The organism is Mycobacterium sp. NGS63 (assembly GCF_059812295.1).
Window position 1 is genome coordinate 151,992 of the sequence record NZ_JCALCJ010000011.1, and the last position, 25,172, is coordinate 177,163.

23 protein-coding genes and 1 tRNA gene are annotated in these 25,172 nt (G+C 68.5%); 18 read left to right on the top strand and 6 right to left on the bottom strand.

Going from position 1 to position 25,172, the window contains the following annotated elements; translation table 11 throughout:
- Positions 1-269 precede the first annotated feature (269 nt).
- Together AC5Y4Z_RS24210 and AC5Y4Z_RS24215 are read left to right on the top strand one after the other, a co-directional pair.
- Positions 270-1,034 carry an STAS domain-containing protein gene (locus tag AC5Y4Z_RS24210; protein WP_499967447.1) on the top strand — a complete coding sequence of 255 codons (765 nt, stop codon included), beginning with the start codon at positions 270-272 and terminating at the stop codon, positions 1,032-1,034.
- A 110-nt stretch (positions 1,035-1,144) separates the two neighbouring features.
- Positions 1,145-2,014, top strand: a complete 870-nt coding sequence (locus tag AC5Y4Z_RS24215) for an LLM class flavin-dependent oxidoreductase (protein ID WP_499967448.1) — start codon at positions 1,145-1,147, stop codon at positions 2,012-2,014.
- A 3-nt stretch (positions 2,015-2,017) separates the two neighbouring features.
- On the opposite strand, the gene AC5Y4Z_RS24220 is transcribed toward AC5Y4Z_RS24215, so the two are convergent.
- Complete coding sequence (locus AC5Y4Z_RS24220; RefSeq protein ID WP_499967449.1) at positions 2,018-2,824, bottom strand: enoyl-CoA hydratase/isomerase family protein; 807 nt, start codon at positions 2,822-2,824, stop codon at positions 2,018-2,020.
- Positions 2,825-2,886: 62 nt separating this feature from the next.
- Here AC5Y4Z_RS24220 and AC5Y4Z_RS24225 point away from each other — a divergent pair, with 62 nt between their 5' ends.
- Positions 2,887-3,804, top strand: coding sequence for a class I SAM-dependent methyltransferase (locus AC5Y4Z_RS24225; protein WP_499967450.1), 918 nt, complete (start codon positions 2,887-2,889; stop codon positions 3,802-3,804).
- A 67-nt stretch (positions 3,805-3,871) separates the two neighbouring features.
- Here the strand turns inward: AC5Y4Z_RS24225 and AC5Y4Z_RS24230 are convergent, their stop codons facing one another.
- The gene (locus AC5Y4Z_RS24230; RefSeq protein ID WP_499967451.1) at positions 3,872-5,809 is read right to left on the bottom strand and encodes a fumarylacetoacetate hydrolase family protein; all 1,938 of its coding nucleotides are present in this window, start codon (positions 5,807-5,809) and stop codon (positions 3,872-3,874) included.
- Positions 5,806-8,061 (bottom strand): ATP-dependent DNA ligase, encoded by a 2,256-nt coding sequence (locus tag AC5Y4Z_RS24235; protein ID WP_499967452.1) that lies wholly within the window; start codon positions 8,059-8,061, stop codon positions 5,806-5,808. The genes AC5Y4Z_RS24230 and AC5Y4Z_RS24235 overlap by 4 nt, the downstream gene beginning before the upstream one ends.
- A gap of 132 nt (positions 8,062-8,193) precedes the next feature.
- Between AC5Y4Z_RS24235 and AC5Y4Z_RS24240 the strand changes: the two genes are divergently transcribed.
- Genes AC5Y4Z_RS24240 through ku form a run of 5 tightly spaced genes read left to right on the top strand, consistent with a single transcriptional unit; the run spans position 8,194 to position 13,891 of the window.
- A complete protein-coding gene (locus AC5Y4Z_RS24240) occupies positions 8,194-9,729 on the top strand; it encodes a mannitol dehydrogenase family protein (RefSeq protein WP_499967453.1) in 1,536 nt (511 codons plus the stop codon).
- Positions 9,726-10,583 (top strand): HAD-IA family hydrolase, encoded by an 858-nt coding sequence (locus AC5Y4Z_RS24245; protein ID WP_499967454.1) that lies wholly within the window; start codon positions 9,726-9,728, stop codon positions 10,581-10,583. The genes AC5Y4Z_RS24240 and AC5Y4Z_RS24245 overlap by 4 nt, the downstream gene beginning before the upstream one ends.
- A gap of 34 nt (positions 10,584-10,617) precedes the next feature.
- Positions 10,618-12,030 carry a mannitol dehydrogenase family protein gene (locus AC5Y4Z_RS24250; RefSeq protein WP_499967455.1) on the top strand — a complete coding sequence of 471 codons (1,413 nt, stop codon included), beginning with the start codon at positions 10,618-10,620 and terminating at the stop codon, positions 12,028-12,030.
- Positions 12,027-12,938 (top strand): carbohydrate kinase family protein, encoded by a 912-nt coding sequence (locus AC5Y4Z_RS24255; RefSeq protein WP_499967456.1) that lies wholly within the window; start codon positions 12,027-12,029, stop codon positions 12,936-12,938. The genes AC5Y4Z_RS24250 and AC5Y4Z_RS24255 overlap by 4 nt, the downstream gene beginning before the upstream one ends.
- 38 nt (positions 12,939-12,976) lie before the next feature.
- Entirely contained in the window at positions 12,977-13,891 is a 915-nt protein-coding gene (gene ku / locus AC5Y4Z_RS24260; RefSeq protein WP_499967457.1) for a non-homologous end joining protein Ku, read from the top strand.
- A 7-nt stretch (positions 13,892-13,898) separates the two neighbouring features.
- Here ku and pstA read toward each other — a convergent pair whose 3' ends face one another.
- The 3 genes from pstA to pstS are packed head-to-tail and all read right to left on the bottom strand — an operon-like array spanning position 13,899 to position 16,930.
- Positions 13,899-14,810, bottom strand: a complete 912-nt coding sequence (gene pstA, locus AC5Y4Z_RS24265; protein ID WP_499967459.1) for a phosphate ABC transporter permease PstA — start codon at positions 14,808-14,810, stop codon at positions 13,899-13,901.
- Positions 14,807-15,799, bottom strand: a complete 993-nt coding sequence (gene pstC / locus AC5Y4Z_RS24270; RefSeq protein WP_499967460.1) for a phosphate ABC transporter permease subunit PstC — start codon at positions 15,797-15,799, stop codon at positions 14,807-14,809. The genes pstA and pstC overlap by 4 nt, the downstream gene beginning before the upstream one ends.
- A 12-nt stretch (positions 15,800-15,811) precedes the next feature.
- Positions 15,812-16,930 (bottom strand): phosphate ABC transporter substrate-binding protein PstS, encoded by a 1,119-nt coding sequence (gene pstS / locus AC5Y4Z_RS24275; RefSeq protein WP_499967461.1) that lies wholly within the window; start codon positions 16,928-16,930, stop codon positions 15,812-15,814.
- 248 nt (positions 16,931-17,178) lie between these two features.
- Between pstS and AC5Y4Z_RS24280 the strand changes: the two genes are divergently transcribed.
- The 10 genes from AC5Y4Z_RS24280 (at position 17,179) to AC5Y4Z_RS24325 (ending at position 25,164) form a co-directional block, all read left to right on the top strand.
- Positions 17,179-17,970 carry an SDR family oxidoreductase gene (locus tag AC5Y4Z_RS24280; protein WP_499967462.1) on the top strand — a complete coding sequence of 264 codons (792 nt, stop codon included), beginning with the start codon at positions 17,179-17,181 and terminating at the stop codon, positions 17,968-17,970.
- Positions 17,971-17,993: 23 nt separating this feature from the next.
- Entirely contained in the window at positions 17,994-19,070 is a 1,077-nt protein-coding gene (locus AC5Y4Z_RS24285) for an NAD(P)H-dependent amine dehydrogenase family protein (RefSeq protein ID WP_499967463.1), read from the top strand.
- A gap of 85 nt (positions 19,071-19,155) precedes the next feature.
- Positions 19,156-20,382 (top strand): Nramp family divalent metal transporter, encoded by a 1,227-nt coding sequence (locus AC5Y4Z_RS24290; RefSeq protein WP_499967465.1) that lies wholly within the window; start codon positions 19,156-19,158, stop codon positions 20,380-20,382.
- A 104-nt stretch (positions 20,383-20,486) separates the two neighbouring features.
- On the top strand, positions 20,487-20,678 hold the full coding sequence (locus AC5Y4Z_RS24295; RefSeq protein ID WP_499967467.1) for a hypothetical protein: 192 nt from the start codon (positions 20,487-20,489) through the stop codon (positions 20,676-20,678).
- A 160-nt stretch (positions 20,679-20,838) separates the two neighbouring features.
- Complete coding sequence (locus AC5Y4Z_RS24300; protein WP_499967468.1) at positions 20,839-22,317, top strand: sigma-70 family RNA polymerase sigma factor; 1,479 nt, start codon at positions 20,839-20,841, stop codon at positions 22,315-22,317.
- A 37-nt stretch (positions 22,318-22,354) separates the two neighbouring features.
- Entirely contained in the window at positions 22,355-23,446 is a 1,092-nt protein-coding gene (locus AC5Y4Z_RS24305) for a poly-gamma-glutamate hydrolase family protein (RefSeq protein WP_499967470.1), read from the top strand.
- Between the two features lie 23 nt (positions 23,447-23,469).
- Entirely contained in the window at positions 23,470-24,294 is an 825-nt protein-coding gene (locus tag AC5Y4Z_RS24310) for an LLM class F420-dependent oxidoreductase (RefSeq protein WP_499967472.1), read from the top strand.
- Between the two features lie 40 nt (positions 24,295-24,334).
- Positions 24,335-24,568: an antitoxin gene (locus AC5Y4Z_RS24315; protein ID WP_499967473.1), complete on the top strand. Its 234-nt coding sequence runs from the start codon at positions 24,335-24,337 to the stop codon at positions 24,566-24,568.
- A gap of 7 nt (positions 24,569-24,575) precedes the next feature.
- A complete protein-coding gene (locus AC5Y4Z_RS24320) occupies positions 24,576-25,019 on the top strand; it encodes a type II toxin-antitoxin system VapC family toxin (protein ID WP_499967474.1) in 444 nt (147 codons plus the stop codon).
- Positions 25,020-25,091: 72 nt separating this feature from the next.
- Positions 25,092-25,164: transfer RNA gene (locus tag AC5Y4Z_RS24325), tRNA-Arg, on the top strand.
- Positions 25,165-25,172 lie beyond the last annotated feature (8 nt).

The window sequence follows — 25,172 nt, forward strand, 5'->3', positions numbered from 1 at the left end:
TGCGCAGCGGCCACGGTCAGCGGCGCCCGATTGGGGTGCGGTTGCCGCCGCGGGGGCGGGTTTCTCAACGGTTCGGCAGGGCGCGAAATCGAGGAGCGGGGTATGCAAGCGGCGGGCCGGATGACGATGTCGCAACCTTTTTCTTCCAAGTTGGGAAGGCGTGCGCCTACATTGCTATGGAGACACGCGCGCTCGCATGACACGTCGCCGCGGGTAACGGTCGGCGAGGATAGCGAGGATGAGGCCCTGACGGGAAAGGGGTGGCTGACGTGAGCGCGGTAGCTGAGTCGCCGAGCTCCCTGGCCGTTGCGGCGCGCACCGACCAGTCGGTCGTCGTCCTCACGGTCGAAGGCGTGCTGGATAGCAGCAGCTCCGCGGCCCTGCGCGACATCGTCATGAAGGCCACGCTCGACGACCCCTCCGCCGTCGTCGTCAACGTCTCCGGGCTGCAAGCGCCCACGAAGGCAACCTGGTCGAGCATCCTCGGGGTGCGCTGGCAGGTCCACACCGGACCCGGCGTTCCGATCCTGCTGGTCTGCGCCGATCGCACGACCCGGGAGACCATCACCGACAGCGGGGTCACCCGCTTCATGCCGGTGTACGCGACCGAGAAATCCGCGCTCAAGGCGCTCGACCGGCTCACCCGCCGCAGCGTGCGGCATGCCGATGCCGAGCTGCCCGCCAACCTGACCAGCCTGCGCGAATCGCGCCGGCTGGTCCGCGAGTGGCTGACCGATTGGTCGCAGCCCGCGCTCATCCCGGTCGCGCTGGTGGTGGTCAACGTGTTCGTCGAGAACGTGCTGGAACACACCGGCAGCGTTCCGATGATGCGCCTCGAGACCGACGGCACGTCGGCGACCATCGCCGTGTCCGACGGCAGCAGCACACCGGCCGTGCGGCTGCCGTCGCCGGACCAGGGCATCGACGTGTCCGGCCTGGCGATCGTCGACGCGCTGTCGCGCGCCTGGGGCAGCACCCCCACCTCGTCGGGCAAGACGGTCTGGGCCGTCATCGGCCCGGAGAACCAGCTTTAGCGTCGCTAGGCGGCCTCACCGCGGTTGTGCCTTGTCGAAAACCCGAATGCGGGTCAAACTAGAACACGTTCTAGTGTCATAGGACTCATTCTGCAAGGAAGGTAGATCACGTGCGGTTCAGCTTCGCGGAGTCACTGACCGACCCGTCGTACTACATCCCGCTGGCGAAGGCGGCCGACGAGGCCGGCTACCACAGCATGACCATCGCCGACAGCATCGCCTACCCGTTCGAGTCGGACTCCACCTACCCGTACACCCCCGACGGCGGCCGCGAGTTCCTGGACGGCAAGGAGATCATCGAGGCCTTCGTGCTGGCGGCGGCGCTAGGGGCGGTGACCAAAAACCTGCGGTTCAACTTCTTCGTCCTCAAGATGACCGTCCGGCACCCGGCGCTGACGGCCAAGCAGGCGAGCTCACTGGCCGCGCTGACCGGCAACCGGCTGGGGCTCGGCGTCGGCACCAGCCCGTGGCGCGAGGACTACGAGTTGATGGGCATCCCGTTCGCCAAGCGCGGCAAGCGGATCGACGAATGCATCGAGATCGTGCAGGGCCTCACCACCGGCGAGTACTTCGAGTTCCACGGCGAGTTCTACGACATCCCCAAGACCAAGATGAGTCCCGCTCCCACGCAACCGATTCCGATCCTGGTCGGCGGCCACGCCGATGCCGCCCTGCGGCGGGCGGCGCGCCTGGACGGCTGGATGCACGGCGGCGGCAGCGACCCCGAGGAACTCGACAACCTGATCGCGAAGGTCAAGAAGTATCGCGAGGAAGAGGGCAAGACGGCGCCGTTCGAAATCCACGCGATCTCGATGGACGCCTACACCGTCGACGGCATCAAGCGGCTCGAGGACAAGGGCGTCACCGACGCCATCGTGGGCTTCCGGTACCCCTACATCCAGGGACCCGATCCCGAACCGCTGGAGAACAAGATCCGCAACCTGGAACGGTTCGCCGAGAAAGTGATGTCGAAAGTCTAGCCGTCACAGGGGATCCCACTTCGGGGCCCGTTTCTCCCGGTGCGCCATGGCCGCCTCGGTCGGATTGTTGGTGAATCCGCTGAGGATCTGGGTGCGGTTCTCCAGTTCGATGGCGTGCCGCAGGCTGGGCGCGTCCAGCGCCGCGTTGAGGCCGATCTTGGTCTGCCACACGCCATACGCGTTGTTCTCCGCGATCGAGCGGGCCAGCTTCAGCGCGGCGGTCATCAGCTCGTCGGCCGGCACCACCTCGTGCACCAGCTTGATGCGGTAGGCCTCTGCCGCGTCGATGATGCGGCCGGTCAGCATCAGCTCGCGCGCCACGCCGGCCCCGACGATCTTCGGCAGCAGGTAGCTGGTGCCCATGTCCATCGACGAGAAGCCGGCCTTGATGAACACGGATCCGAACCGGGCGTTCTCGGACGCGACGCGGATGTCGCTGACGAGCGTGAACGCCAGCCCACCCCCGACGGCGACGCCGTTGACCGCGGCGATCACCGGGATGTCCAGCTCGTAGATCCGGGTGTACAGGTTGGCCAGCCGGACTTGGGAGTCGTAGTTGACCTTGAACGCGGGGCTGCCCGGTCGGGGCTTGGTCCAGGCTTCGCCGGTGCCGCTCAGGTCGGCACCCGCGCAGAATCCCCGTCCGGCACCGGTCAGGATCGCCACCCGGTGCTCGCCCCCGGCGAGGGCGTCGAGCGCGTTGTCGACGCCGTCGATCAGCGAACCGTCGATGGCGTTGAGGCGCTCCGGCCGGTTGAGGGTGATGCGGGCGATGTTGTCGTCGACCGTTTCGAATTCCACTGCGGGCATCCCCAAACCGTAGGCGATGCGGCCTACGGTGGTGCTGTCGCGACACCGAAGGGAGATTCTCGATGGCACGCACCGAGGGCGACACCTGGGACCTCGCCAACAGCGTCGGCGCCACCGCCACCATGGTCGCCGCGGCGCGCGCGGCCGCCACCCGCGGCCCGCAGCCGGTCGTCACCGACGAGTACGCCGAACCGCTGGTCCGCGCCGTCGGGCTGGACGTATTCACCAAGCTGGCCGGCGGCGAGCTCGATTCCGACGAGCTCGAGAAGGCCGTCGGCTTTCCCCGGATGGTCGACACGTTCGCCGCCCGCGCCCGGTTTTACGACGACTACTTCGCCGCGGCCGGCAAGGTGGGCCTGCGTCAGGTCGTGATCGTGGCGTCCGGGCTGGATTCCCGCGGATACCGGCTGGCGTGGCCGGCCGGCACGACGGTGTATGAGGTCGATCAGCCCGAGGTGATCGCGTTCAAGACCGCGACCCTGTCGCAGATCGGCGCGGCCCCCACCGCCGAGCTCCGCACGATCGGCATCGACCTTCGCGACGATTGGCCGGCGGCGCTCCAAGCGGCCGGCTTCGACCCGGCCACGCCGACGGCGTGGCTGGCCGAGGGGTTGCTCATCGGGTTTCTCCCGCCGGAGGCCGAGGTGCGGTTGCTCGACGCGATCACCCCATTGTCGGCCGAGGGCAGCCGATTCGCCGCCGACTTCGGAACGCTCAACGACGGTTCGCCGGAGTCGCAGGAGCGGGCGCGCCGCACGACGGAGGGCTGGCGACGCCACGGGCTCGACCTGGACATCGCCGGCCTGACCTACCCCGGCCAGCACACCGACGTCGCCGCGCACCTGGGCGGCGACGGCTGGGACGCGACCACGTTCGGGCTCAACGACCTGTTCATCGCGGCCGGTCTGCGGGAATTGGCGGAGGGCGAGCGGCAGGGCGCGGCGAACGCGATCAGCTTCGTGCGGGCGATCAAAACCTAGCCGCGAGAGTGCAACTACCGAGCCCCGCTCTCGGCCGATGCCTCGCCAGTTGCACCCTCGCGAGCGCTCAGCCGTGTTTGGCCAGCCACTCGGCCTGCATCACCAGCAGCGCCATGACCTCCAATTGCGGTGTGTCGGGGTCGAGTTCGCGGTAGCGCTGGTAGACGTTGACGACGACACGCTCGGCGTCCAGCCAACTCGCGTACTCGCCGAGGTCGATGGTGTCGGCCGCCTCCGACCACGACAGCCCTTTGCGGTGGGCGAGCTCGGCCTGCTCGGCGACGTGCGCGAGATAGCCACGAACCGCGCGGATCCCGTCCGGGTCGGTGACGGGCCCGTGACCGGGAACCACGATCGGGGCGTCCAGCGCGATCATCGCGTCACACGCGGCGACCCAGTTGGCGATCGGGCCGGCCCAGACGATCGGGGTGCAGCCGATGAACAGCAGGTCGCCACCGAACAGCACGCCCGCGTCGGGCACGTGCACGACCGAATCGGCGGCGGTGTGCGCGGGGCCGAGGTTGAGCAGGTCGACGCGCCGCCCGCCCACCTCGATGGTGAGCTCGCGGTCGAACGTCTGGTCGGCGTTGCGCAGCGTGATGCCGCTGAAGTCGAAGTGCCCGAAGCGATCCCGCGTGTAGGGGGTCGCGACCGGGCCGAGGTTGGCGGTCTGCGCCATGGCCAGCATCTCGGGCGCCATCCCGTGGGCGATTTCGTCGGCGGTGCCCTGGGCGGCGAGGATCCGCACCGAGGCATCCAGCAGTTGGTTGCCGTGGGTGTGGTCGCCGTTGGAGTGGGTGATCAAGGCGTCGGTGATCGGCGCGCTGTCGGTCATGGGTCGCATGGCGGTGAGCATTTCGCGGGTCAGCGCCAGGTCGAACAGGGTGTCGACGAGTAGCGAGGCGCCGTCGCCGGCGACCAGCCCGGCGTTGCTCCACCCGTAGCCGCCGTCCGGCAGGGTCCACGCCCACACCCGGTCGGCGACCTCGTGCAGGCCGCGGGTGTAGGGCACCTTCGCCGGCGCCCGGTTGACCCGGGCGGGGACTGGCGCGGCGTCAGGATTGGGCCGGGGAGCCAACGGGTGCGGCGCGGCGCTGGCGCGCACGGTTTGCCGGGTCTCCCCCAGGCCCTCGACCCGGAGGGTGACGACGTCGCCGTCGCGCAGCCATCCCGGAAACGATTCCAGCGCAGCGGGATTGAGGTGCTCGACGAGCGTGCAGGTGGGCACGGTGCCCGAGCCGATGACGTCGCCGGGCACCAGCGTCACGCCGCGCGAGACGTAGGAGATCACCTCGCCGAAGGTCCAGTCCATCTGGGCGGTCGACCCCGACCCGATGACGGTGTCGTTCACCAGGGCCGTCACCCGCAGGTCCAGCTTGCCGTCACGCCGGTAGGGCTCGAGCTCGTCGGGGGTGACCAGGTACGGGCCAAGGGTGACCCCGCTGTCCTTGCCCTTGCCCTGCCCGATCGCGAGCTGGCTCTCCAGCTGCTGCAGGTCGCGCGCGGACCAGTCGTTGAAGATGGTGTAGCCGATGATGGCCGCTTCGGCCTGCTCGACGGTCAGGTCCCTGCCGGTGGTGCCGATGACCGCGGCGATCTCCAATTCGAAGTCCTGCCAGGCGCTTCCGGGCGCGGCGGGGGCGTCGTCGTAGGGTCCCAAAACCGTTGCCGGGCAGGCGAAGTAGAAGGCGGGAATGCGGTACCAGGTGTCGGCCAGGACGCGGCCGGCGCCGAGCGCGGCCTGGCAGTTGCGCATGTGGTCCAGGAAGCACAGCGAGTCCCGGATGGACGGCGGGCGCGGAATCGGCGCCAGCAACCGCACCTCGTCGAGCCGCGCCACCGCCGACGGCGACCGCAGCGCGTCCTCACCGGCCGCGCGCAGCCCGTCGGCGCCGCGGCCGACGAGCTCGAGCAGCGCCACGCCCGCCGGCATCGCATGGATGACGTCGCCGGACAACACTCCGGCGCGCTCGCCGTCATCGCCGTGGTAGGTAACCCATTTCACTCGCGTACCACCTCACTCGGTTTCTTGTCCGGCCGCAGCCCGCGCCAACTCGATTGGCGCAGGCGGTCATCGGGGGTCCATTCGCTGTAGCGCACCTCGCCGACCAGGACCGGCTCGACGTACGTCACGCCCCGCGCTTCGCTGCGGGGCAGCGGCGGGTCGAACGGGGACGCGTCGGTGTGCAGCGGCGCCAGCGTCTTCTTCAGGTTCGCCAGGTCGCGTTCGGTGAAGCCGGTGCCCACCCGCCCCGCGAAGCGCAGTCCCCCGTCGGCGGGGATGCCCATCAGCAGCGAGCCGATGCCGCTGGTGCGCCCGCCTTCTCCGGCCTTCCAGCCGCCGATGACGACTTCCTGGGTGTTCCAGTGCTTGTCCTTGATCCAGGACGCCGAACGCCGGCCGGGCTGATAGGTGGAGTCACGTTTTTTGGCGACCACGCCCTCCCAGCCGCGTTCGAGTGAGCGCTCGAGCGCCTCGGGTCCGTCGCCGGGCAGCAATTCGCGAACGATCAGACTGCCCGCGCCGGCCAGGGTTTCCAGCAGCTTGCGCCGGTCGGAGTAGCGCGCCCGCAGCAGCGAGCGGCCGTCGAGGTAGAGCAGATCGAACGCCCAGTATTCGACCCGGCTGCCCCGGCCCCGGTTCTGCATCGCGTGGAAGCTCGGCACCCCGTGCTTGTCCAGGACGACGGCCTCGCCGTCCAGCACGACGTGGTGGTCGGCCAGATCGGCGGCCAGCGAACGCAATTCGGGATACTCCTTGGTCACTTCGCGGCCCCGTCGGGACCGTATCCGCACCTCGCCGTGATCGGCCTCCACCAGGAGCCGGTAGCCGTCCCACTTGCCCTCGAACGCCCACTGACCGGCCTTGAAGCCCGACACCGAACCCTCCGAGGCGAGCATCGGGGCGAGCGTGTCGAACTCGAAGACCTTCTGGTCCTTCATCCGGTGGGCCAGCCACTGGTCGCCGTTGGTCTGAATCAGCGCGTAGCGCCCGGAGATTCGGTTGCCGTGCAGGTTGACGATGACCTCGTCGTCGAGGAACTTCTCGGCCTCGTAGGTGCCGGCATCCCAGACGACCACCCGGCCGGCCCCGTACTCGCCCTTGGGGATGACGCCCTCGAAGCCGCCGTATTCCAGCGGGTGGTCCTCGGTGTGCACCGCCAGGTGGTTGACCGAGGTGGTCTCCGGCAGGTTCTTCGGCACCGCCCACGACACCAGCACGCCGTCGCGCTCCAGCCGGAAGTCGTAGTGCAGCCGGCGCGCGTGGTGCTCCTGGATGACGAATGTGTTTCCCCGGCCCGCAACGGGTTTCGAGTCCGGAACCGGCTCTGGGGTTTTCGACGCGTCGCGCATGCTGCGGTATTTGGCCAGCCGGTCGCGAACCGGCGCGTCGGCGTCCAGCTCCTCCAGCAGGTCGCCGTCATGACCGACCCGGTCGAGCACCTCGTCGTAGCGCAATTGACGCAGTTGCGGGTCTTCCAGTTCCTCCCAGGTGCGGGGCGCGGCGACCGTCGGGTGTTCGCGCCCGCGCAGCGAATAGGGCGCGATGGTGGTCTTCGAGCCGTTGTTCTGGCTCCAGTCCAGGAACACCTTGCCCGCCCGCAGGCTCTTGGTCATGGTCGAGGTGACCAGCTTGGGCATCGCCTTTTCCAGTTGCTGCGCAACACGTTTGGCCAGCACGGTGGCGCCGCTGCTGCTCACCGGGCTGTCCAGCGGCGCATACAGGTGCAAGCCCTTGCTGCCGCTGGTGAGCGGATACAGGGTCAGCCCGATATCGGTGATCAGCTCCCGCACGGCGTGGGCGACCTCGCACAGTTGCGGCATCGTCACACCCTCGCCGGGATCCAGGTCGAACACCAATCGCGTTGCCGGGCCGGGCTTCAGCTCCTCGGCCCGGCTTCGGGTCCACTCGGCGACGAACCGCCACTGCGGCACGTGCACCTCCAGCGCCGCCTGCTGCGCGATCCAGGCCAACCCGTCGGTGCTGTCGATGATCGGGTACGTCGTCGTGCCCGACCGGTGGGTGACGCTGGCCCGCGGCAGCCACTCGGGCGCCGAAGACGCCAGCTGCTTTTCGAAGAACGACTCCTGCTCGACGCCGTTGGGCCAGCGCTTGCGGGTGGCGGCGCGACCGGCGATGTGCGGCAGCATCACCTCGGCGATGCGGGTGTAGTAATCGAAGACGTCGCGCTTGGTGGTTCCGGTGGCCGGGTAGAGCACCTTGTCGGCGTTGGTGAGCTTCACCCGTGCTGCCATGTTGTCAACCTACGCGTTTCAGCGGTGCCAACGGCCTGACCACCACCTATCGGAATTCCCGTCGATCCATTTTGTGACATCACCCACGGACGCGTTGACCGACCACCACCCTCCGGGTACAGGTGGAGGTCGATGCTTGATGTCATCGATCCGCCCTGGCACTCCGACGGCGTCCCCCTCAGTGACGCGACATTGCGACTGCATTCGCAACGACTGGACGTGCCGGCCTACGACAGATCCCGCCTCCACCGTGGCGTCGTTCACATCGGGGCGGGGAACTTCCACCGCGCACACCAGGCCGTGTACTTCGATGACCTTGCCCGCTCGGGCATTTCGGATCGCTGGGGGGTGACCGGCGTCAGCCTGCACTCTCCCGACGCCAAAGAACTGCTGTCGGCCCAGGACGGGCTGTACACCGTCGTGCAGCGCGGCCGTGACCGCCAGACCGCCCGCGTGGTCGGCTCGATCGGTTCCGTTCACTACGCACCCAACGACGGCGCGGCGGTCCGCGCGGCCCTGGTCGACCCGCACACCCGCATCGTCAGCCTGACGATCACCGACAACGGATACTTCCTGAATCCGGTCACCGACGAGTTCGACGCCGATCACCCCGACGTGCGCGCCGACGCCGTCGCGTCCCATGGCGCCGCCGCAGGGTATGCCACCGCGTGGGGATACTTGGCCGAAGCCCTCGACCGGCGCCGCCGGGCGCGCGTGGCGCCGTTCACCGTGCTGTGCTGCGACAACATTCCCGGCAACACCCGCCCGGCGCGAACCGCGCTGGTGTCGTTCGCCGCGTTGAAGGATCCCGGACTGGCCCGGTGGATCGAGACGCACGTCGCGTTCCCGTCGACCATGGTCGATCGCATCACCCCCCAAACCTCCACATCGGAGCGCACATTCGTCGAGCAGACCTTTGGCGTCGCCGACAAGTGGCCGGTCGTGACCGAGCCGTACCGCCAGTGGGTGATCGAGGATTCGTTCAGCAACGGGCGGCCGCCACTCGACGAGGTCGGCGCGGAATTCGTTGCCGATGTCAGCGACCACAAGCTGGTCAAGACCCGTTTGCTCAACGGAACCCATATCGCGCTCGCGTGCCTGGCCACGCTGGCCGGTTACCGGCAAACCGCCGAAGCGATGCAGGACCGCGTCATCTTCGACTACATCGAAAAACTGCTGGGCGACGAGATCCAGCCCCTGCTGCCGCCGGTCCCGGGCATGAACACACCCGCGTACCGGGACACCCTGCTCGATCGGCTGAGCAATCCCCGCCTGAGCGACCAATTATCGCGGCTGGCGCGACGAGGCACGGGCAAGATCGCGCAGTTCGTCCTGCCCTCCCTGCGGGAGGCGATCGCGCAGGGCAGGCCGCACACGCTGCTGATGTTGGCCGTTGCCGGGTGGGCCCGTTACATGCGCGGCCACGACCTCAAGGGGAGAACGCTGCGCCTCGAAGACTCGCAGGCGATACCGGTGGCTAGGTTGGCCAACATGGCAGGCACCAATCCCGATCCGCTGCTGAGCCATGAGATGTTCGCGGAGGTACGCGCTGTCCCCGGTTTCGCGAAGCTCCTTGGCGAGATGATCTCGGACATCGACGACCGAGGTGTGGTGCCCACGTTGCGCGACGCCATGCGCAACGGCGAGCGGCAGTTGGTGTTGCGATGAAACCCGAGCTGACATGGGTGCGCGCCTTCGACGCGGCACCGATCACCACGTTGCTGTGCGACGCCGACGACAACCTGTTCGGGTCGGAGAGGCCGGCTTTCGATGCCTCGACGGAGGTGACGAACCGTTTCCTGGCCAGGTTCGGCGTGACCGCTCCGCTGAGCGCCGAGGAGTTGCGCCAGCGCGCGGTCGGGAAGAACTTCCGCAATACCGCTCTCGACCTGGCGGTGCAGTGCGAAGTGCCGCTCGATGAGGAGTTGACCCGGGGCCGTCCCGCAGCGATGGTCGCCTCCACCGCCGATGTGGCGAGCGGCAAGGCGTTATGCGCGGACGAACTCGAACGGTGGGTGGGCGACGAGCGCGAACGGGTCACCGCGCATCTGGCCGTCACCCTGGCTCCCGATCCAGAGGTGCTGGAACCGCTGCGACACCTCGCGGCGCGCTACGCACTGGCGGCCGTCAGTTCCAGCGCCACGGGGCGCCTGCGGGCCTGCTTCGCGGCGACGGGCCTTGACGCGCTGCTGTCGGAGGCGGTGACGTTCAGCGCGGAGGATTCTCTTCCCGTGCCGACGAGCAAGCCCGACCCGGCGGTGTATTTGCACGCCGGCCGGGCGCTGGGCATCGAACCGGAACAAGGGCTGGCTATCGAAGACTCCGTGGCCGGCGTGGCGTCCGCGGTCGCGGCCGGCTACGCCACCGTCGGCAACCTGATGTTCGTGCTCCCTGACGAACGGGAGTGCCGCCGGGCAGAATTGATAGACGCCGGCGCAGTCGCGATAACCGATTCGTGGCGTGCTCTCGCCGAGGTTCTGCTGTTGTCGCCCGCGCGGGCTGGACGTTCCCCGGCCCGATGACGATCCGGGCTGCGGCCCGGGGAGGAGGCGGCCAATGGCGGCCAACGCAATCAAGCTGAACAATGCCGAACTCTCGAAGCTGCCGATCGACGGCCCGAAATATGACCGCGGCAGCGTCAGCGTCGGCATCGCGCACATCGGAGCCGGTCACTTCCATCGGGCGCATCAGGCGGCGTTCATCAACCTGCTGCTGCAACAGGGTTTGGCCCGCGAGTGGGGCATCTGCGGGGTAGGCGTGCTGCCGACCGACTGGACCATGCGCGACGTCATGAACGATCAGGACGGGCTGTACACGCTCGTTCTGGAAAATCCCGACGGCAGCCGGGGCGCAGAAGTGATCGGCTCGATCGTCGACTACCGTTACGCGCCCGACGATCCGGAGTCCGCGCTGGAAGTCCTTGCTGCGCCGTCCACCCGGATCATCTCGCTGACCATCACCGAAGGTGGGTATCGCGATCCCGACGGGCCCGCGTTCGCGTTGATCACCAAGGCTTTGGACCGGCGTCGCCGCCGCGGAATCGCCGCACCGACGATCGCCTCCTGCGACAACATCGAGAACAACGGTGAGGTTGCGAGGCGGGCGGTGCTCGCGGGTGCCGAACGCGTCGACCGCGAGCTGGCCGCGTGGGTGGCGGAGCACGTCCGGTTCCCCTGTTCGATGGTCGATCGCATCACTCCGGCAACGACTTTGGAGATGGCCGCGGAAGTGCGGCGCGACTTGGGCGTCGATGACCGGTGGCCGGTGGTGGCGGAGCCGTTCGCCGCCTGGGTTCTCGAAGACGACTTCGCCGACGGCCGGCCGCCGCTGGAACAAGCGGGCGTGCTGCTGGTCGACGATGTGCGCCCATACGAGCTGATGAAGCTGCGACTGCTCAACGCCGGGCATCAGTGCCTGGCCTACTTCGCCCACCTGTGTGGCTACGAGTTCGTCCACGAGGCGGCGCAGGATCCGTTGTTCGCCAAGTTGTTGCTGTCTTACTTCGACACCGAGGCCATCCCGACGCTGCCGCCGATACCGGGAATCGACCTGCACGAATACGGCCGCACCTTGATCGAGCGGTTTGCCAACCCGGCCGTGCGCGACACCGTCGCGCGGCTGTGCGCCTACTCGTCGGATCGCATCCCCAAATGGCTGTATCCCGTCATCTGCGACAACCTGGCCAACGACGGCCCGGTTCGGCTCGCGGCCGCGACGGTGGCCAGCTGGGCCCGCTACGCCGAGGGTGTCGACGAGTGGGGCGAGCCGTACGAGGTGTTGGACCAGCTGGCCGACTCGCTCATTCCGATCGCCCGCTCGCAGCGCGAGAATCCCACCGCGTTCATCGAGGTCACTGCGGTGTTCTGCGATCTGGCCCACCAACCCCGCTTCGTCCAGGACTATAGCTGGGCGCTGGATTCGTTGCACCGCAAGGGAGCTCGCTCGACGCTCGAGGAACTGCTGCGATGAACAGCGGCCTGGTGATCGGCGAGTCGTTGATCGACATCATCGACGGTAACGAGCACGTCGGCGGCAGCCCGCTCAACGTCGCGGTCGGACTGAGCCGGCTGGGCCGCGGCGTGAAGCTACTGACTCACATCGGTGACGACCCACCCGGCCAGAGCATCCGTGCATATCTGAATGCTGCTGGGGTGCAACTCGTTTCGGATAGCACCCCGGCGGCCCGGACGTCCACCGCGAGAGCCACCCTGGGCGAGGGCGGCTCGGCCGACTACCTGTTCGACCTGGAGTGGCGGCTTTCCGGTACCCCGGTGGTGACCCCACCCCTTGTCCTGCACACCGGATCGATTGCCGCCGTCTACGAGCCCGGCTGCCTGGCGGTCGCGGCATTGATCGACACCTATCGCGTCTCGGCCACGATCACCTTCGACCCCAATGTGCGGCCGGCGTTGATAGCCGACCGAGGCGTGGCCCGCGAGCGGATCGAACGCCTCGTCGAGCGGAGCGACATCGTCAAGGCCAGCGAGGAGGACCTGCGCTGGATCGACCCCGACCACGAACCGGACTGGACCGCCCGGTCCTGGTTGGCGTCGGGGCCTTCGATGGTCGCCGTGACGATGGGCGCCCGGGGCGCGGTGGCGCTCTGCGCGGCCGGCGAGGCCAGGGTCGCCGCCAGGCCGGTTCGGGTGGTGGACACCGTCGGCGCCGGTGACGCGTTCATGGTCGGGCTGATCGACGCGCTGTGGACGATGGACCTGTTGGGCGCGGATCGCCGCGAAGAACTGCGGCGAATCGCGCCGGATGCGTTGACCGCCGCGCTGGACAATGCGGCCCTGCTATCGGCGTTGACGGTTGCCCGACCGGGTGCTGACCTGCCGGACCGGACCGCCGTGGCCTCCGCAGCAAACGCTTCCTGAACGCGTTAGCTGCTTGTAGTCCGGGCATACTGACTTACATGCGTTCCATCTGGAAGGGCTCGATCGCGTTCGGGCTGGTCAACGTCCCGGTCAAGGTGTACAGCGCCACCGAGGACCACGACATCAAGTTCCATCAGGTGCACGCCAAGGACAACGGCCGCATCCGATACCAACGCGTGTGCGAGAAGGACGGCGAAGTCGTCGAATACCGCGACATCGCCCGGGCCTACGAGTCCGACGACGGCCAGATGGTCGTGATCACCGACGACGACATCGCCACCCTGCCCGAAGAACGCAGCCGTGAGATCGAGGTGCTCGAGTTCGTCCCGGCCGACGAGGTCGACCCGATGCTGTTCGACCGCAGCTACTTCCTGGAGCCCGACTCCAAGTCGTCCAAATCCTATGTGCTGCTGGCCAAGACGCTCGCCGAGACCGACCGGATGGCGATCGTGCACTTCACGCTGCGCAACAAGACGCGGCTGGCCGCCTTGCGCGTCAAGGACTTTGGCAAGCGCGACGTGATGGTCATCCACACGTTGTTGTGGCCCGACGAGATCCGCGATCCCGACTTTCCCGTCCTGGACAAGAAGGTCGACATCAAACCCGCGGAGCTCAAGATGGCCGGCCAGGTGGTGGAGTCGATGGCCGAGGACTTCAACCCCGACCGCTACCACGACGACTACCAGGAGCAACTGCACGAGCTGGTCCAGGCCAAACTCGAAGGCGGCGAGGCGTTTACCGCCGAGGAGCGGCCCAAGGAACTCGACGAGACCGAAGACGTCTCCGACCTGCTGGCCAAGCTGGAGGCCAGCGTCAAGGCGCGCTCGGGCGGCGGCCCGGCCAAGAAGGCATCGGCCGCCAAGACCCCGGCCAAAAAGACGCCCGCCAAAAAGTCCACCGCAAAAAAGGCACCGGCGAAAAAGACCCGATCGAAGGCGGCCTCGAAGTCCTGAACGGCGCTCAGCGCCGCCGGGTCGCCAGGAAGCGGAACGCCGCGGCCAGCAGGTTGATCACCGCCACGATGATGATCAGGCTCAGGGCCGCGCCCCAGATGCGCAGGAAGCCGGCGTGCTCGGGGTTGGTCAGTTCGGTATAGATCAGCAGCGGCAGCGAGGCCATGTTGCCGTGGAAGATATCGAGGTTGATGGAACGGCTGTAGCCGACCAGCACCAGCACCGGCGCCGTCTCGCCGATCACGCGCGCCACCGACAACAGGACCCCGGACACGATGCCGGGCATCGCGATCGGGATGACGATGCGCACGATGGTCCGCCATTTGGAGACGCCCAGCGCGTAGCTCGCCTCCCGCAGGTCGTCGGGCACCAGCCTGAGCATCTCCTCGGTCGAGCGCACCACCACCGGAAGCATCAGCAGGACCAACGCCAACGCCACGGCGAAGGCGCTCTGCTGGAAGCCCAGGGTGGCGATCCACAGGCTGAAGACGAACAGCGCCGCCACGATCGAGGGCACCCCGGCGAGGACGTCGACCATGAACGTCGTCACGCGCACCAGCCGGCCGGACCCGTATTCCACCAGGAACACCGCGGTCATCAGGCCCAGCGGCACGGACAGCACCGCGGCCACCCCGGCCTGCACCAGCGTCCCGTACAGCGCGTGGTACACGCCGCCGGCGAACTCCTCGGGCAGCACGCCGCGCAGCGAGTGGGTCCACCAGCCCGACCGGGTGACGGCGTACCACCCGCGCGCGACGACCACGCCCAGCACCCAGATCAGCGGCACCAGGGCCACGGCGAACGAGGCGACGAAAAACGTCGTCGCGGCGCCGTTGGTGAGCCGCCGCCGCAGGCTCAGCGGGCTGAACGGCTCGGGCTTGACCGGCAGGTCGAACGCGTCGATGCTCGAGGCGGTCATGCGTTGACCTTCCCGCCGGCGATCGCGCGAGCGGTCGCGTTGACGATGAACGTCAGGACGAACAGCGCAAACCCGGCGGAGATGTAGGCGCCGGTGGGCAGCGGTTCGCTGAATTCGGCCGCCGCCGAAGCGATCTTGGACGCGAACGTGTAGCCGCCGTCGAACAGCGACCAATTGCCGGCGCGGGCGGCCGACCGGAGGATGATCAGCACCGCCACGGTTTCGCCCAGGGCGCGGCCCAACCCCAGCATCGACGCCGCGATGACACCGCTGCGGCCGAACGGCAGCACGGTCATCCGCACCACCTCCCACTTCGTGGCGCCCAGCGCCTGCGCGGCCTCCATCTGGATTTGCGGGGTCTGGCGGAACACCTCCCGCGACACCGAGGTGACGATCGGCAGGATCATCACCGACAACACGATGCCGGCGGTGAAGATGGTGCCGCCGCCGGCCAGCGACACGTTGCCCTCCTTGAACAGGAACAGCCAGCCCAGGTGGCGGTTGAGGAACGTCGCGATCGGCTCGAGCTTGGGGGCCAGCACGAAGATCCCCCACAACCCGAAGATGATCGACGGCACCGCGGCCAGCAGATCGACCATCGCACCGAAGGGTCGCGCCAGCCGCTTGGGCGCGTACTGGGTGAGGAACACCGCGATCCCGACGGCGATGGGCACCGCCAGCACCAGCGCGGTGATCGAACTCAGCACCGTGACCATGAACAGGTCGCGGATGCCGAACGCCAGGTGTGTCGCCTTGGTGGTGTTGAATTCGGCGCTGGTGAAGAAATTCGCGTGGTTGGCCCGCAACGACGGGACGGCGCGCAGCAACAGGAACACCGCGATCAGCACGATCGCGATCACGATCGTGGTGCCGGCGGCCGCGGCGACCAACTTGAACAGCCGGTCGCCGCGGTGCGCCTTGCGCGGGTCAGTCGCCTTCAGCCCAGGCTGATTTCGGGTCGACGGACTGGCAATGCCTCCTCGGGTCATGACATCCCGGGATCAGGCGATCGCATTGACCGATGCCGACAGTTTCGACTTGAACGAATCCGGAATCGGGATGTATCCGTTGTCCGCCAAGCCATTTTGGCCCGCGCCGATGGTGCTCTGCAAAAACGCCTTCACGGCCGCCCCGACCTGCGAATCGGGATACTTCGAGCACACGATCTCGTAGGTCGCCAGCACGATCGGGTACGAGCCGGCCTGCGTCGGCTTGTAGAAGGAGTTGGTGTCGAGTACCAGGTCGTTGCCCTTCCCGCTGACGGTGGCGCCCGCGATCGTCTTGCCGACCGAGTCGGCGCTGATCGCGACCGCATCGGGGCCGGCGGTGGTGATGATCTTGGCCATGTTGAGGTTCTGGGCCTTGGCGAACGACCACTCGTTGTAGGTGATCGAACCCTCGGTGGCCTTGATGGCCGCCGAGGTGCCGTCGTTGCCCTTGGCACCCTCGCCGACGCCGCCGTTGAAGGTCTTTCCGGCGCCCTTGCCCCACGCGCCGTTGGACGCCGCGTCGAGGTAGTGCTGGAAGTTGTCCGTGGTCCCGGACTGGTCGTTGCGGAACACCACGTGGATCGGCTCGGACGGCAGGGTGGTCCCGGCGTTGAGGTGCTGGATCGCCGGATCGTTCCAGGTGGTGATGGCGCCGTTGAAGATCTTCGCCACGGTCGGGCCGTCCAGGTTCAGCGAACTCAGGCCGTTGACGTTGTAGGTGATCGCGATCGGGCCGAACACCACCGGCAGGTTCCAGGCCGGCGAGCCGCAGCGCTGCTGGGCCGCGGTGTACTCGTTGGGGGCCAGCGGCGAGTCCGACCCACCGAAATCGGTTTGGTTGCCGTTGAATTCGCTGATTCCGGCGCCCGATCCATTGGCGGTGTAGTTCAGGGTCTGGCCCGGGCAGGCCTGCTCGAACGCGTTGACGAAGCGGGTCATCGCGTTGGCCTGCGCCGTCGAGCCACTGGCCTTGAGCGTCTTGGCGCCCCCGCAACTCACCTTGCCCGCCGGCGCCCCCGAGCCACCCGCCGTACCACCACCGCTTGCGTTGTTGTCGCTGCCACACCCGGACAACACCAGCGCGCCACTGGCCAGAATGCTCAGCACAGCGCCAAATCGGTTCAGTTTCAATTCACTTCCTTAGCAGTAGGGATGAAACATCGCCATCACTCGCAGGCACGTAGCTAACAGTAACAAGGTTAACGTCGGGCGAATGGCGGTCGACCGTCGCCGCCGGCCGCCCGGCCTTCATATGCGACCGCCGCAGCCCTTGCATCGCGCCACCCATATGACAAACTAGAACCTGTTTCAAAAATGCCATTAATGAAGCCGGCGAGGTTTGCTAACGTGTCGCCGTCGACCCAAATAGAGAGGCCGAAATGATCCTGGACAGGTTCCGGCTGGACGACAAAGTCGCCGTCATCACCGGTGGCGGCCGCGGCCTCGGCGCGGCCATAGCGGTGGCGTTTGCCGAGGCAGGCGCCGATGTCGTCATCGCGTCGCGCACGCAGTCCCAACTAGACGCCGTCGCCGAGCAGGTCCGCGCCGCCGGCCGCCGCGCCCATGCCGTCGCCGCCGATCTGGCGCATCCGGAGTCGACCGCCCAGCTGGCAGGTCAAGCCGTCGAGGCCTTCGGAAAACTAGACATCGTCGTCAACAACGTCGGCGGGACCATGCCCAACACCCTGCTGACCACCTCGACCAAGGACCTCAAGGACGCGTTCACGTTCAACGTCGCCACCGCGCACGCGCTGACGGTTGCGGCGGCCCCGTTGATGCTGGAGCACTCCGGCGGCGGCAGCATCATCAACATCACCTCCACCATGGGCAGGCTGGCCGGGCGCGGCTTCGCCGCCTACGGCACCGCCAAAGCCGCGCTGTCGCACTACACCCGCCTGTCCGCGCTGGACCTGTGTCCGCGCATCCGCGTCAACGCCATCGCGCCCGGGTCGATCCTGACCTCCGCGCTGGACGTGGTGGCCTCCAACGAGGAGCTGCGGGCGCCGATGGAGAAGGTGACGCCGATGCGCCGGCTCGGCGACCCCGTCGACATCGCCGCTGCCGCAGTCTATTTGGCGTCCCCGGCCGGCAGCTTCCTGACCGGTAAGACACTCGAGGTGGACGGCGGCCTGACGTTCCCCAATCTCGACATCCCCGTCCCCGACCTGTGACCCCTACCCCCAAGGAGCCGGCCATGCCCATCCCCGTCGTCCAGTTGGGCACCGGCAACGTCGGCGTCCACGCGCTCAAGGCGCTCATCACCAACCCGGCGTTCGAGCTCAAAGGCGTGTGGGTGTCCTCGGAAGCCAAGGCCGGCAAGGACGCGGCCGAGCTTGCCGGACTTGCGGATTCGACCGGCGTGCTGGCCAGCACCGACCTGGACGCCGTGCTGGCCACCGGCCCGCAGTGCGCGGTCTACAACGCGCTGGCCGACAACCGCCTGCCCGAGGCGCTAGAGGACTACCGCCGCGTCCTGTCCGCCGGAATCAACGTCGTCGGCAGCGGACCCGTCTTTCTCCAATACCCCTGGCAAGTGATCCCCGAAGACCTCATCGCGCCGCTGGAAGACGCGGCGCGCGAGGGCAATTCGAGCCTGTACGTCAACGGCATCGACCCGGGTTTCGCCAACGACCTGTTGCCGCTGGCGTTGGCCGGCACCTGCCAGAACATCCAGCAGATCCGGTGCATGGAGATCGTGGACTACGCCACCTACGACAGCGCCGCGGTCATGTTCGACGTGATGGGATTCGGCAAGCCCCTCGACGAGATCCCCATGCTGCTGCAACCCGGCGTGCTGAGCCTGGCCTGGGGGTCGGTGGTGCGACAGCTGGCCGCCGGCCTGGGCATCGAGCTCGACGGGGTCACCCAGGACCACGTGCGGGTGCCGGCGCCGGAGGACTTCGACATCGCGTCGGGGCACATCCCCAAGGGCAGCGCCGCGGCCCTGCGGTTCGAGGTGTTCGGCATGGTCGACGGCAAGCCCGCCGTCGTCCTGGAACACGTCACCCGGTTGCGCGAGGACCTGTGCCCCGAGTGGCCGCAGCCCGCCCAGCCCGGCGGCTCCTACCGCATCGAGATCACCGGCGAACCCTCCTACGCCGTCGACGTCTGCCTGGGCAGCCGCGTCGGCGACCACAACCACGCCGGGCTGGTCGCCACCGCGATGCGCGTCGTCAACGCGATCCCCGCGGTGGTCGCCGCCCCGCCGGGCATCGTGACGACCCTCGACCTGCCGCTGGTCCCCGGACGCGGGCTCTACGTTCCGGGGTGATCGACAGCACCGGGTCGCGGCCGGTCGTCAAGGTGTTCGGCTAACCTAACTTTCGTATTCGGTTCCCGAAACGAAGGTCGACACGTTGGCGCAAGGCACCCAGGCATCGCTCAAGGGGAGCTGGTATCTGCTCGGGCCGGCATTCGTCGCGGCCATCGCCTACGTCGATCCGGGTAACGTCGCGGCCAACGTCAGCGCCGGCACCCAGTTCGGCTTCCTGCTGCTGTGGGTCATCGTCTTCGCCAACGTGATGGCGGGGCTGGTCCAATACCTGTCGGCCAAACTCGGGCTGGTCACCGGGCGCTCGCTGCCCGCGGCGATCGGCAAGCGGATGAACCGTCCGCTTCGGCTGACCTTCTGGGCGCAGGCCGAAATCGTGGCCATCGCAACCGATGTGGCCGAGGTGATCGGCGGGGCGATCGCCCTGCGCATCCTGTTCGGCCTCCCGCTGGCGCTCGGCGGGATCATCACCGGGGTCATCTCGATGCTGCTGCTGGCGATCAAGGACCGCCGCGGGCAGCTGCTCTTCGAGCGGGTGATCACGGGGCTGCTGCTGGTCATCGCCGTGGGCTTCGCGGCCAGCTTCTTCGTCGCCACGCCACCGCCCGGCGCGGTGCTCGGCGGCCTGGTGCCCCGATTCCAGGGCGCCGAAAGCGTGCTGCTGGCCGCGGCCATCCTCGGCGCCACCGTCATGCCGCACGCGGTCTACATGCACTCGGGCCTGGTGCTGGATCGGCACGGGCACCCCGAGCCCGGCGAGGACCGGCGCTGGCTGCTGCGGGTCACCCGCGTGGACGTCGTGCTGGCCATGGCCGTCGCGGGAACGGTGAACGCGGCGATGCTGCTCGTGGCCGCGATCAACCTGCAGGGCCATCAAGAAACCGCGTCCATCGACGGCGCCTACACCGCGATTCACAACACGCTGGGAGCGACGATCGCGGTGCTGTTCGCGGTCGGGCTGCTGGCGTCGGGCTTGGCGTCGTCGTCGGTGGGCGCCTACGCCGGCGCCATGATCATGCAGGGACTGCTGCATCGGTCGATTCCCATGCTGGTGCGCCGGCTGGTCACGCTGTGCCCCGCGGTGGCGATCCTGGCCCTGGGTTTCGACCCGACCCGCGCGCTGGTGTTGTCGCAGGTCGTCCTCTCCTTCGGCATTCCGTTCGCGGTGCTTCCGCTGATCCGGCTGACCAGCGACCGCGCGCTGATGGGCAGCGACGCCAACCATCGCGTCACGACGGTGCTCGGCTGGGCGGTCGCGGTCATGGTCAGCCTGCTCAACGTGATCCTGATCTGGCTGACCATCGCGGGCTGAGCCCCGCAAGAATCTCGCAAGCGCTTCACCAAGATCTGGCAAGCGGCGCCCGTCAGCCTTCAAGCAAGAAATCCTCCAGCGGCCCGCACCGAAAGAAGCACGTCATGAACCACCTCTCCGAGCCCCTCGCCGACGACGTCACGGCGATCGACAAGACGATGGTGGCCGAGGGCCTGATCGGCATGGTCGGTGCGGGCGTCGCGCTCGCCATCGCCCTCTTCAGCAGTTCGGCGCCACCGCCCCCGCCGGCGCTGTGCCTGCCCCCGCACCAACTCGTGCAAGGCGCCTGCCAATGAGCTCGCGGGCCGGGCGATGGGTGTGGCTCCTGGGCCTCGCCCATGCCCCCACCACGGAGCTGGAATTTCTCGTGCTATTTCACCGCTGTGCGCGCACACTTATTCGCAGCGTCGGGCCTCGCCTGCCGGGCACCGGCGCCCCATCGGGTGGGAAAGCGACGTGACGAGCGCACTCTCCAACTGGAACATCGTCAGCGACGCGGAGCTGGCCCGCGCGGCCGCGACGGGTGATCGGCGCGCCTTCGCCATGATCTACGACCGGTACGCCGATCGGTTGCACGACTTCTGCATCGGCATGGTCCGCGACCGCGACGCCGCCGCCGACTGCGTGCAGGACGTCTTCTGCGCCGCCGCGACCCAACTGCCCAAGCTGCGCGACCCCGACCGGCTGCGCCCGTGGCTGTACGCCATCGCCCGCAACGAAGCGCTGCGCTGCATCCGCGACCGCCGCCGCGAACAGGTCTCCGACAATCTGCCCGAGGCCGCGTCGCACGACGCGGGACCCGACACCCTGGCCGCGCGCAACGAGCTGGCCGCCCTCGTCGCCGAGGCCGCCGGCGGGCTCTGCGACCGGGACCGAACGGTGCTGGAGCTGGCCTACCGCCACGGGCTGGACGGGCACGAGCTGGCCGACGCGCTCGAGGTCAATCCCGGCACCGCCAACAAGATGGTGTCGCGGCTGCGCACCACCATCGAAACGTCGCTGGGCGCGCTGCTGGTCGCCCGCCGCGCCCAGCACACCAGGGACGCGTGCGCCGAGCTGGGCGCGATCCTGGCGGGTTGGGACGGGCGGTTCAGCGTGCTGATGCGCAAACGCATCGCCCGCCACATCGAGTCGTGCCCCGTCTGCGCCGAGGAGCGGCGCCGCCTGGTCAACCCGGTCGCGCTGCTGGGCGCCGCGCCGGTGTTGATTCCCGCACCCGACTGGCTGCGGGATCACACCCTGGGACGGATCCGGCTGACCTCCGCCGGCGGTGACCTCGGCGACCCCGCCGCCAACGCGCCGACGGTGGCTTGGTCGGCGGCCGCCGCGCACCCGGACGACGGCGATCACCTCGACCCCGACCACGCTCGGCCGCACCGGGCCAGGCGGGTCATCCCATGGGTCGCGCTGTTCGCCGTCGCGTTCTTCGCGGCGTTCGGGCTGATGTTCGCCCTGCTGCACTACCCCAAGACGGCGATCACGCCGACCGAGCTGAGCGGCAGCGCGCCCGCGCCCATGAGGCCGGCCGCACCCCCCGCCGCCAACCAGATCCCGGCGCCGCCCGCGAACACGGTCGCCCCCGCCCCTCCCGTGTTTTCGCCGGCGCCGGTTGCGCCACCCGTGGCCACCGTGCCCGCACCGATCCCCCCGGCCGCGCCCCCCGTCGCTCCGCCGGTCGCGCCGGCGCCGGTGATCGCACCGCCGCCGCCCGTCGTGGTGCTGCCACCGCCGGTGGTCCTGCCCCCGCCGCCCGTGGTGGCGCCGCCGCCGATCGTGTCGCCGCCGCCCGTGGTGCACCCGTCACCGCCGCCCGTCAGCGCGCCACCGCCGCCGCAGCCGAAACCCCCGCCCGCCGGGCCGGTGGTTCCGGTCCGGCCGCCGTATCCCGCGCCGCGGCCCAGCGCTCCCCCGCCCCCGCCGCCGGTCATCCAATAAACGCCTGCGTGGCGCGCCCGTAATCGGGTACGGCAGGATGGGCAGCGTCGTCATCCGTGGAAACGCTCGCGGGGAGCCGGCGCGCCGGCACCCCTATTTCGCATACGGGTCGAACCTCTGCGTCAGGCAGATGGCGCTGCGCTGTCCCGACGCCGCCGATCCGCGGCCGGCGGTGCTCGCCGACCACGACTGGCTGATCAACCAGCGCGGCGTCGCCACCGTCGAGCCGTTCGGCGGCAACCAGGTACACGGGGTGCTCTGGCAAATCTCCGACGACGACCTGGCGACGTTGGACGGCGCCGAGGGCGTGCCGGTGCGCTATCGGCGCGACCGCCTGACCGTCCACACCGGCGACGGGCCGTCACCCGCCTGGGTCTACATCGACCACCGGGTGACCCCGGGCCCGCCCCGGCCGGGCTACCTGCCCAGGATCATCGACGGCGCACTGCACCACGGGCTACCGCAGCGCTGGATCGACTTCTTGCGCCGCTGGGATCCCGCGCGCTGGCCCCGACCGGTTGCCGCGACAGGACCTGCGCCGCAATCACTTTCGGCGTTGCTCAACGAACCCGGAGTGACCGAGGAGAGCAGCCTGCGGTCGCGTTTCGGCTTCCTGGCCATCCATGGCGGCGGCCTGGAAGAGATGACCGACGTCATCGCCGAGCGCGCCGCCGAGGCCGCCGGGGCATCGGTGTATCTGCTGCGCCATCCGGACCGTTATCCACACCACCTGCCGTCGGCCCGTTACGATCCGGGCGACTCGCCGCGGCTGGCCGAGTTTCTCGATCACGTCGACGTCGCCGTATCGCTGCACGGCTACGGGCGCGTGGGGCGCGGCACGCAGCTGCTCGCCGGGGGACGCAACCGCGCGCTGGCGGCCCACCTGGCCCGGCATATCCGGCTGACCGGCTATCAGGTCGTCACCGACATCGACGCCATCCCAACGGAACTGCGCGGCCTGCATCCCGACAACCCGGTGAACCGGGTGCGCGACGGCGGCGCGCAGCTGGAGCTGTCGGTTCGCGTTCGGGGGATCAGTCCGCGCAGCCCGCTGCCGGGCGACGACGGCCTGTCGCCGGTCACCTCCGCCCTGGTGCAATGCCTGGCGGCCGCGGCCCGGTCCTGGTAAGAGTTCTATCCGTCGAACGGAGGTTGTTGGTGGGCAAAGATTTTCGTTTCTCGATGAGCATGCGCTTCTTCAAGTCGCGCGAGCGGCTGGTGGAGAAGGTGAAGCGGGCCGAGGACCTCGGTTACGACATCCTGTGCGTGCCCGATCATCTCGGCGCGGCGGCGCCGTCCCCGACGCTGACCGCGGTCGCGATGGTGACCACCCGGCTGAAGCTGAGCATGTATGTGCTCAACGCCGCCTTCTACAAGCCGGCCCTGCTCAGCCGGGACCTCCAAGCCCTGGACGTGCTCAGCGACGGCCGCCTCGAAATCGGGCTCGGCACCGGCTATGTCCGGGAAGAGTTCGAGGCCGCCGAGCTGCCCTACCCCAGCGCCGGGGCCCGGGTCGACCACCTCGAACACATGACGACCTACCTGGAGCAGCATCACCCCAACACGCCGATCCTCATCGCCGGCAACGGCGACCGGGTGCTGACCCTGGCCGCCCGGCACGCCGACATCATCGGGCTGACCGGCGCCAGGGTGCGCGACGTCGACGACCCGCTGGCCGAACGGATCGAGTTCGTCCGCAAGGCCGCCGGCGAGCGGTTCGATCCGCTGGAGCTCAACATGGTGATCACGGCGATGCCGCGCGAAGGCGAGACCATCCCCGACTTGAGGATGACGCGCCAGTACGCGCCGGACCTGTCCGACGAGCAGTTGCTGTCCATGCCGTCGGTGCTCAGCGGGTCACCGCGCGAGATGGCCGACACGCTGCGCGGGCTCCGCGACAAGTACGGGCTGACGCACTTCACCGTGCAGGACAACAACCTCGACGCATTCGCGAAGGTGATCGCCGAGCTGCGGTAAACGCGTTGATGTAGTTTCAGCGGCGATGTAAATTCGATGTATGATTCGGACCCAGGTCCAGCTCCCGGATGAGCTCTACCGCGACGCCAAGCGGCTCGCGCGTGAGCACGAAATGACGCTTGCCGAGGTCGTTCGCCGCGGGCTCGAGCACATGGTGCGGATCTATCCGAGCCGCGACGCGGCGTCCGACGCCTGGCGGCCGCCCCCGCCGCGTCGGCTCGGCAAGTTTCGCGCATCCGAAGACGAGTGGCGCGAACTCGCCAACCAGGCCTGAGTGACCCGTGCTCTCAATCGATACGAACGTCCTGCTGTATGCGCAAAACGAGGACTGTCCCGAACACGAAGCCGCCGCCGCGTTCCTCGTCGAGTGCGCCGGCCGGACCGATGTCGCAGTCTGTGAACTCGTGCTCGTGGAGCTGTATCAATTGCTGCGAAACCCGGCGGTGCTGAGCCGACCGCTCGATGGTGCCGAGGCGGCGGAGGTGTGCCAAACGTTTCGCCGCAACCGGCGGTGGGCGCTCGTCGAGAATGCCCCGGTGATGAACGAGGTGTGGGCGCTGGCGGCCGCGCCGAGAATTGCCCGCCGGCACCTGTTCGACGCCCGGCTGGCACTGACCTTGCGACACCATGGCGTCGACGAGTTCGCTACCCGAAACATCCACGACTTCAACGGCTTCGGCTTCTCGCGTGTGTGGGACCCGATAGCGGAAAGTCGCACCCACTAGACTCACGGGCAATACTGAATCACCCAGTCATGCCGAGCAGAGAGGTTTTTGGTCGCGTAGACAGACGTCCCCGCCCTCGTAGCTCAGGGGATAGAGCACGGCTCTCCTAAAGCCGGTGTCGCAGGTTCGAATCCTGCCGGGGGCACAGGTGGG

What these genes read in the sequence shown, in the direction of transcription:
- pstC (WP_499967460.1), bottom strand. Translation starts at nt 15,799, where the DNA reads ATGACCCGAGGAGGCATTGCCAGTCCGTCGACCCGAAATCAGCCTGGG.
- AC5Y4Z_RS24250 (WP_499967455.1), top strand. Translation starts at nt 10,618, where the DNA reads ATGGCGGCCAACGCAATCAAGCTGAACAATGCCGAACTCTCGAAGCTG.
- AC5Y4Z_RS24280 (WP_499967462.1), top strand. Translation starts at nt 17,179, where the DNA reads ATGATCCTGGACAGGTTCCGGCTGGACGACAAAGTCGCCGTCATCACC.
- AC5Y4Z_RS24245 (WP_499967454.1), top strand. Translation starts at nt 9,726, where the DNA reads ATGAAACCCGAGCTGACATGGGTGCGCGCCTTCGACGCGGCACCGATC.
- AC5Y4Z_RS24255 (WP_499967456.1), top strand. Translation starts at nt 12,027, where the DNA reads ATGAACAGCGGCCTGGTGATCGGCGAGTCGTTGATCGACATCATCGAC.
- AC5Y4Z_RS24315 (WP_499967473.1), top strand. Translation starts at nt 24,335, where the DNA reads ATGATTCGGACCCAGGTCCAGCTCCCGGATGAGCTCTACCGCGACGCC.
- AC5Y4Z_RS24235 (WP_499967452.1), bottom strand. Translation starts at nt 8,061, where the DNA reads ATGGCAGCACGGGTGAAGCTCACCAACGCCGACAAGGTGCTCTACCCG.
- AC5Y4Z_RS24305 (WP_499967470.1), top strand. Translation starts at nt 22,355, where the DNA reads ATGGGCAGCGTCGTCATCCGTGGAAACGCTCGCGGGGAGCCGGCGCGC.
- ku (WP_499967457.1), top strand. Translation starts at nt 12,977, where the DNA reads ATGCGTTCCATCTGGAAGGGCTCGATCGCGTTCGGGCTGGTCAACGTC.
- AC5Y4Z_RS24285 (WP_499967463.1), top strand. Translation starts at nt 17,994, where the DNA reads ATGCCCATCCCCGTCGTCCAGTTGGGCACCGGCAACGTCGGCGTCCAC.
- AC5Y4Z_RS24225 (WP_499967450.1), top strand. Translation starts at nt 2,887, where the DNA reads ATGGCACGCACCGAGGGCGACACCTGGGACCTCGCCAACAGCGTCGGC.
- AC5Y4Z_RS24295 (WP_499967467.1), top strand. Translation starts at nt 20,487, where the DNA reads ATGAACCACCTCTCCGAGCCCCTCGCCGACGACGTCACGGCGATCGAC.
- AC5Y4Z_RS24240 (WP_499967453.1), top strand. Translation starts at nt 8,194, where the DNA reads ATGCTTGATGTCATCGATCCGCCCTGGCACTCCGACGGCGTCCCCCTC.
- pstA (WP_499967459.1), bottom strand. Translation starts at nt 14,810, where the DNA reads ATGACCGCCTCGAGCATCGACGCGTTCGACCTGCCGGTCAAGCCCGAG.
- AC5Y4Z_RS24220 (WP_499967449.1), bottom strand. Translation starts at nt 2,824, where the DNA reads ATGCCCGCAGTGGAATTCGAAACGGTCGACGACAACATCGCCCGCATC.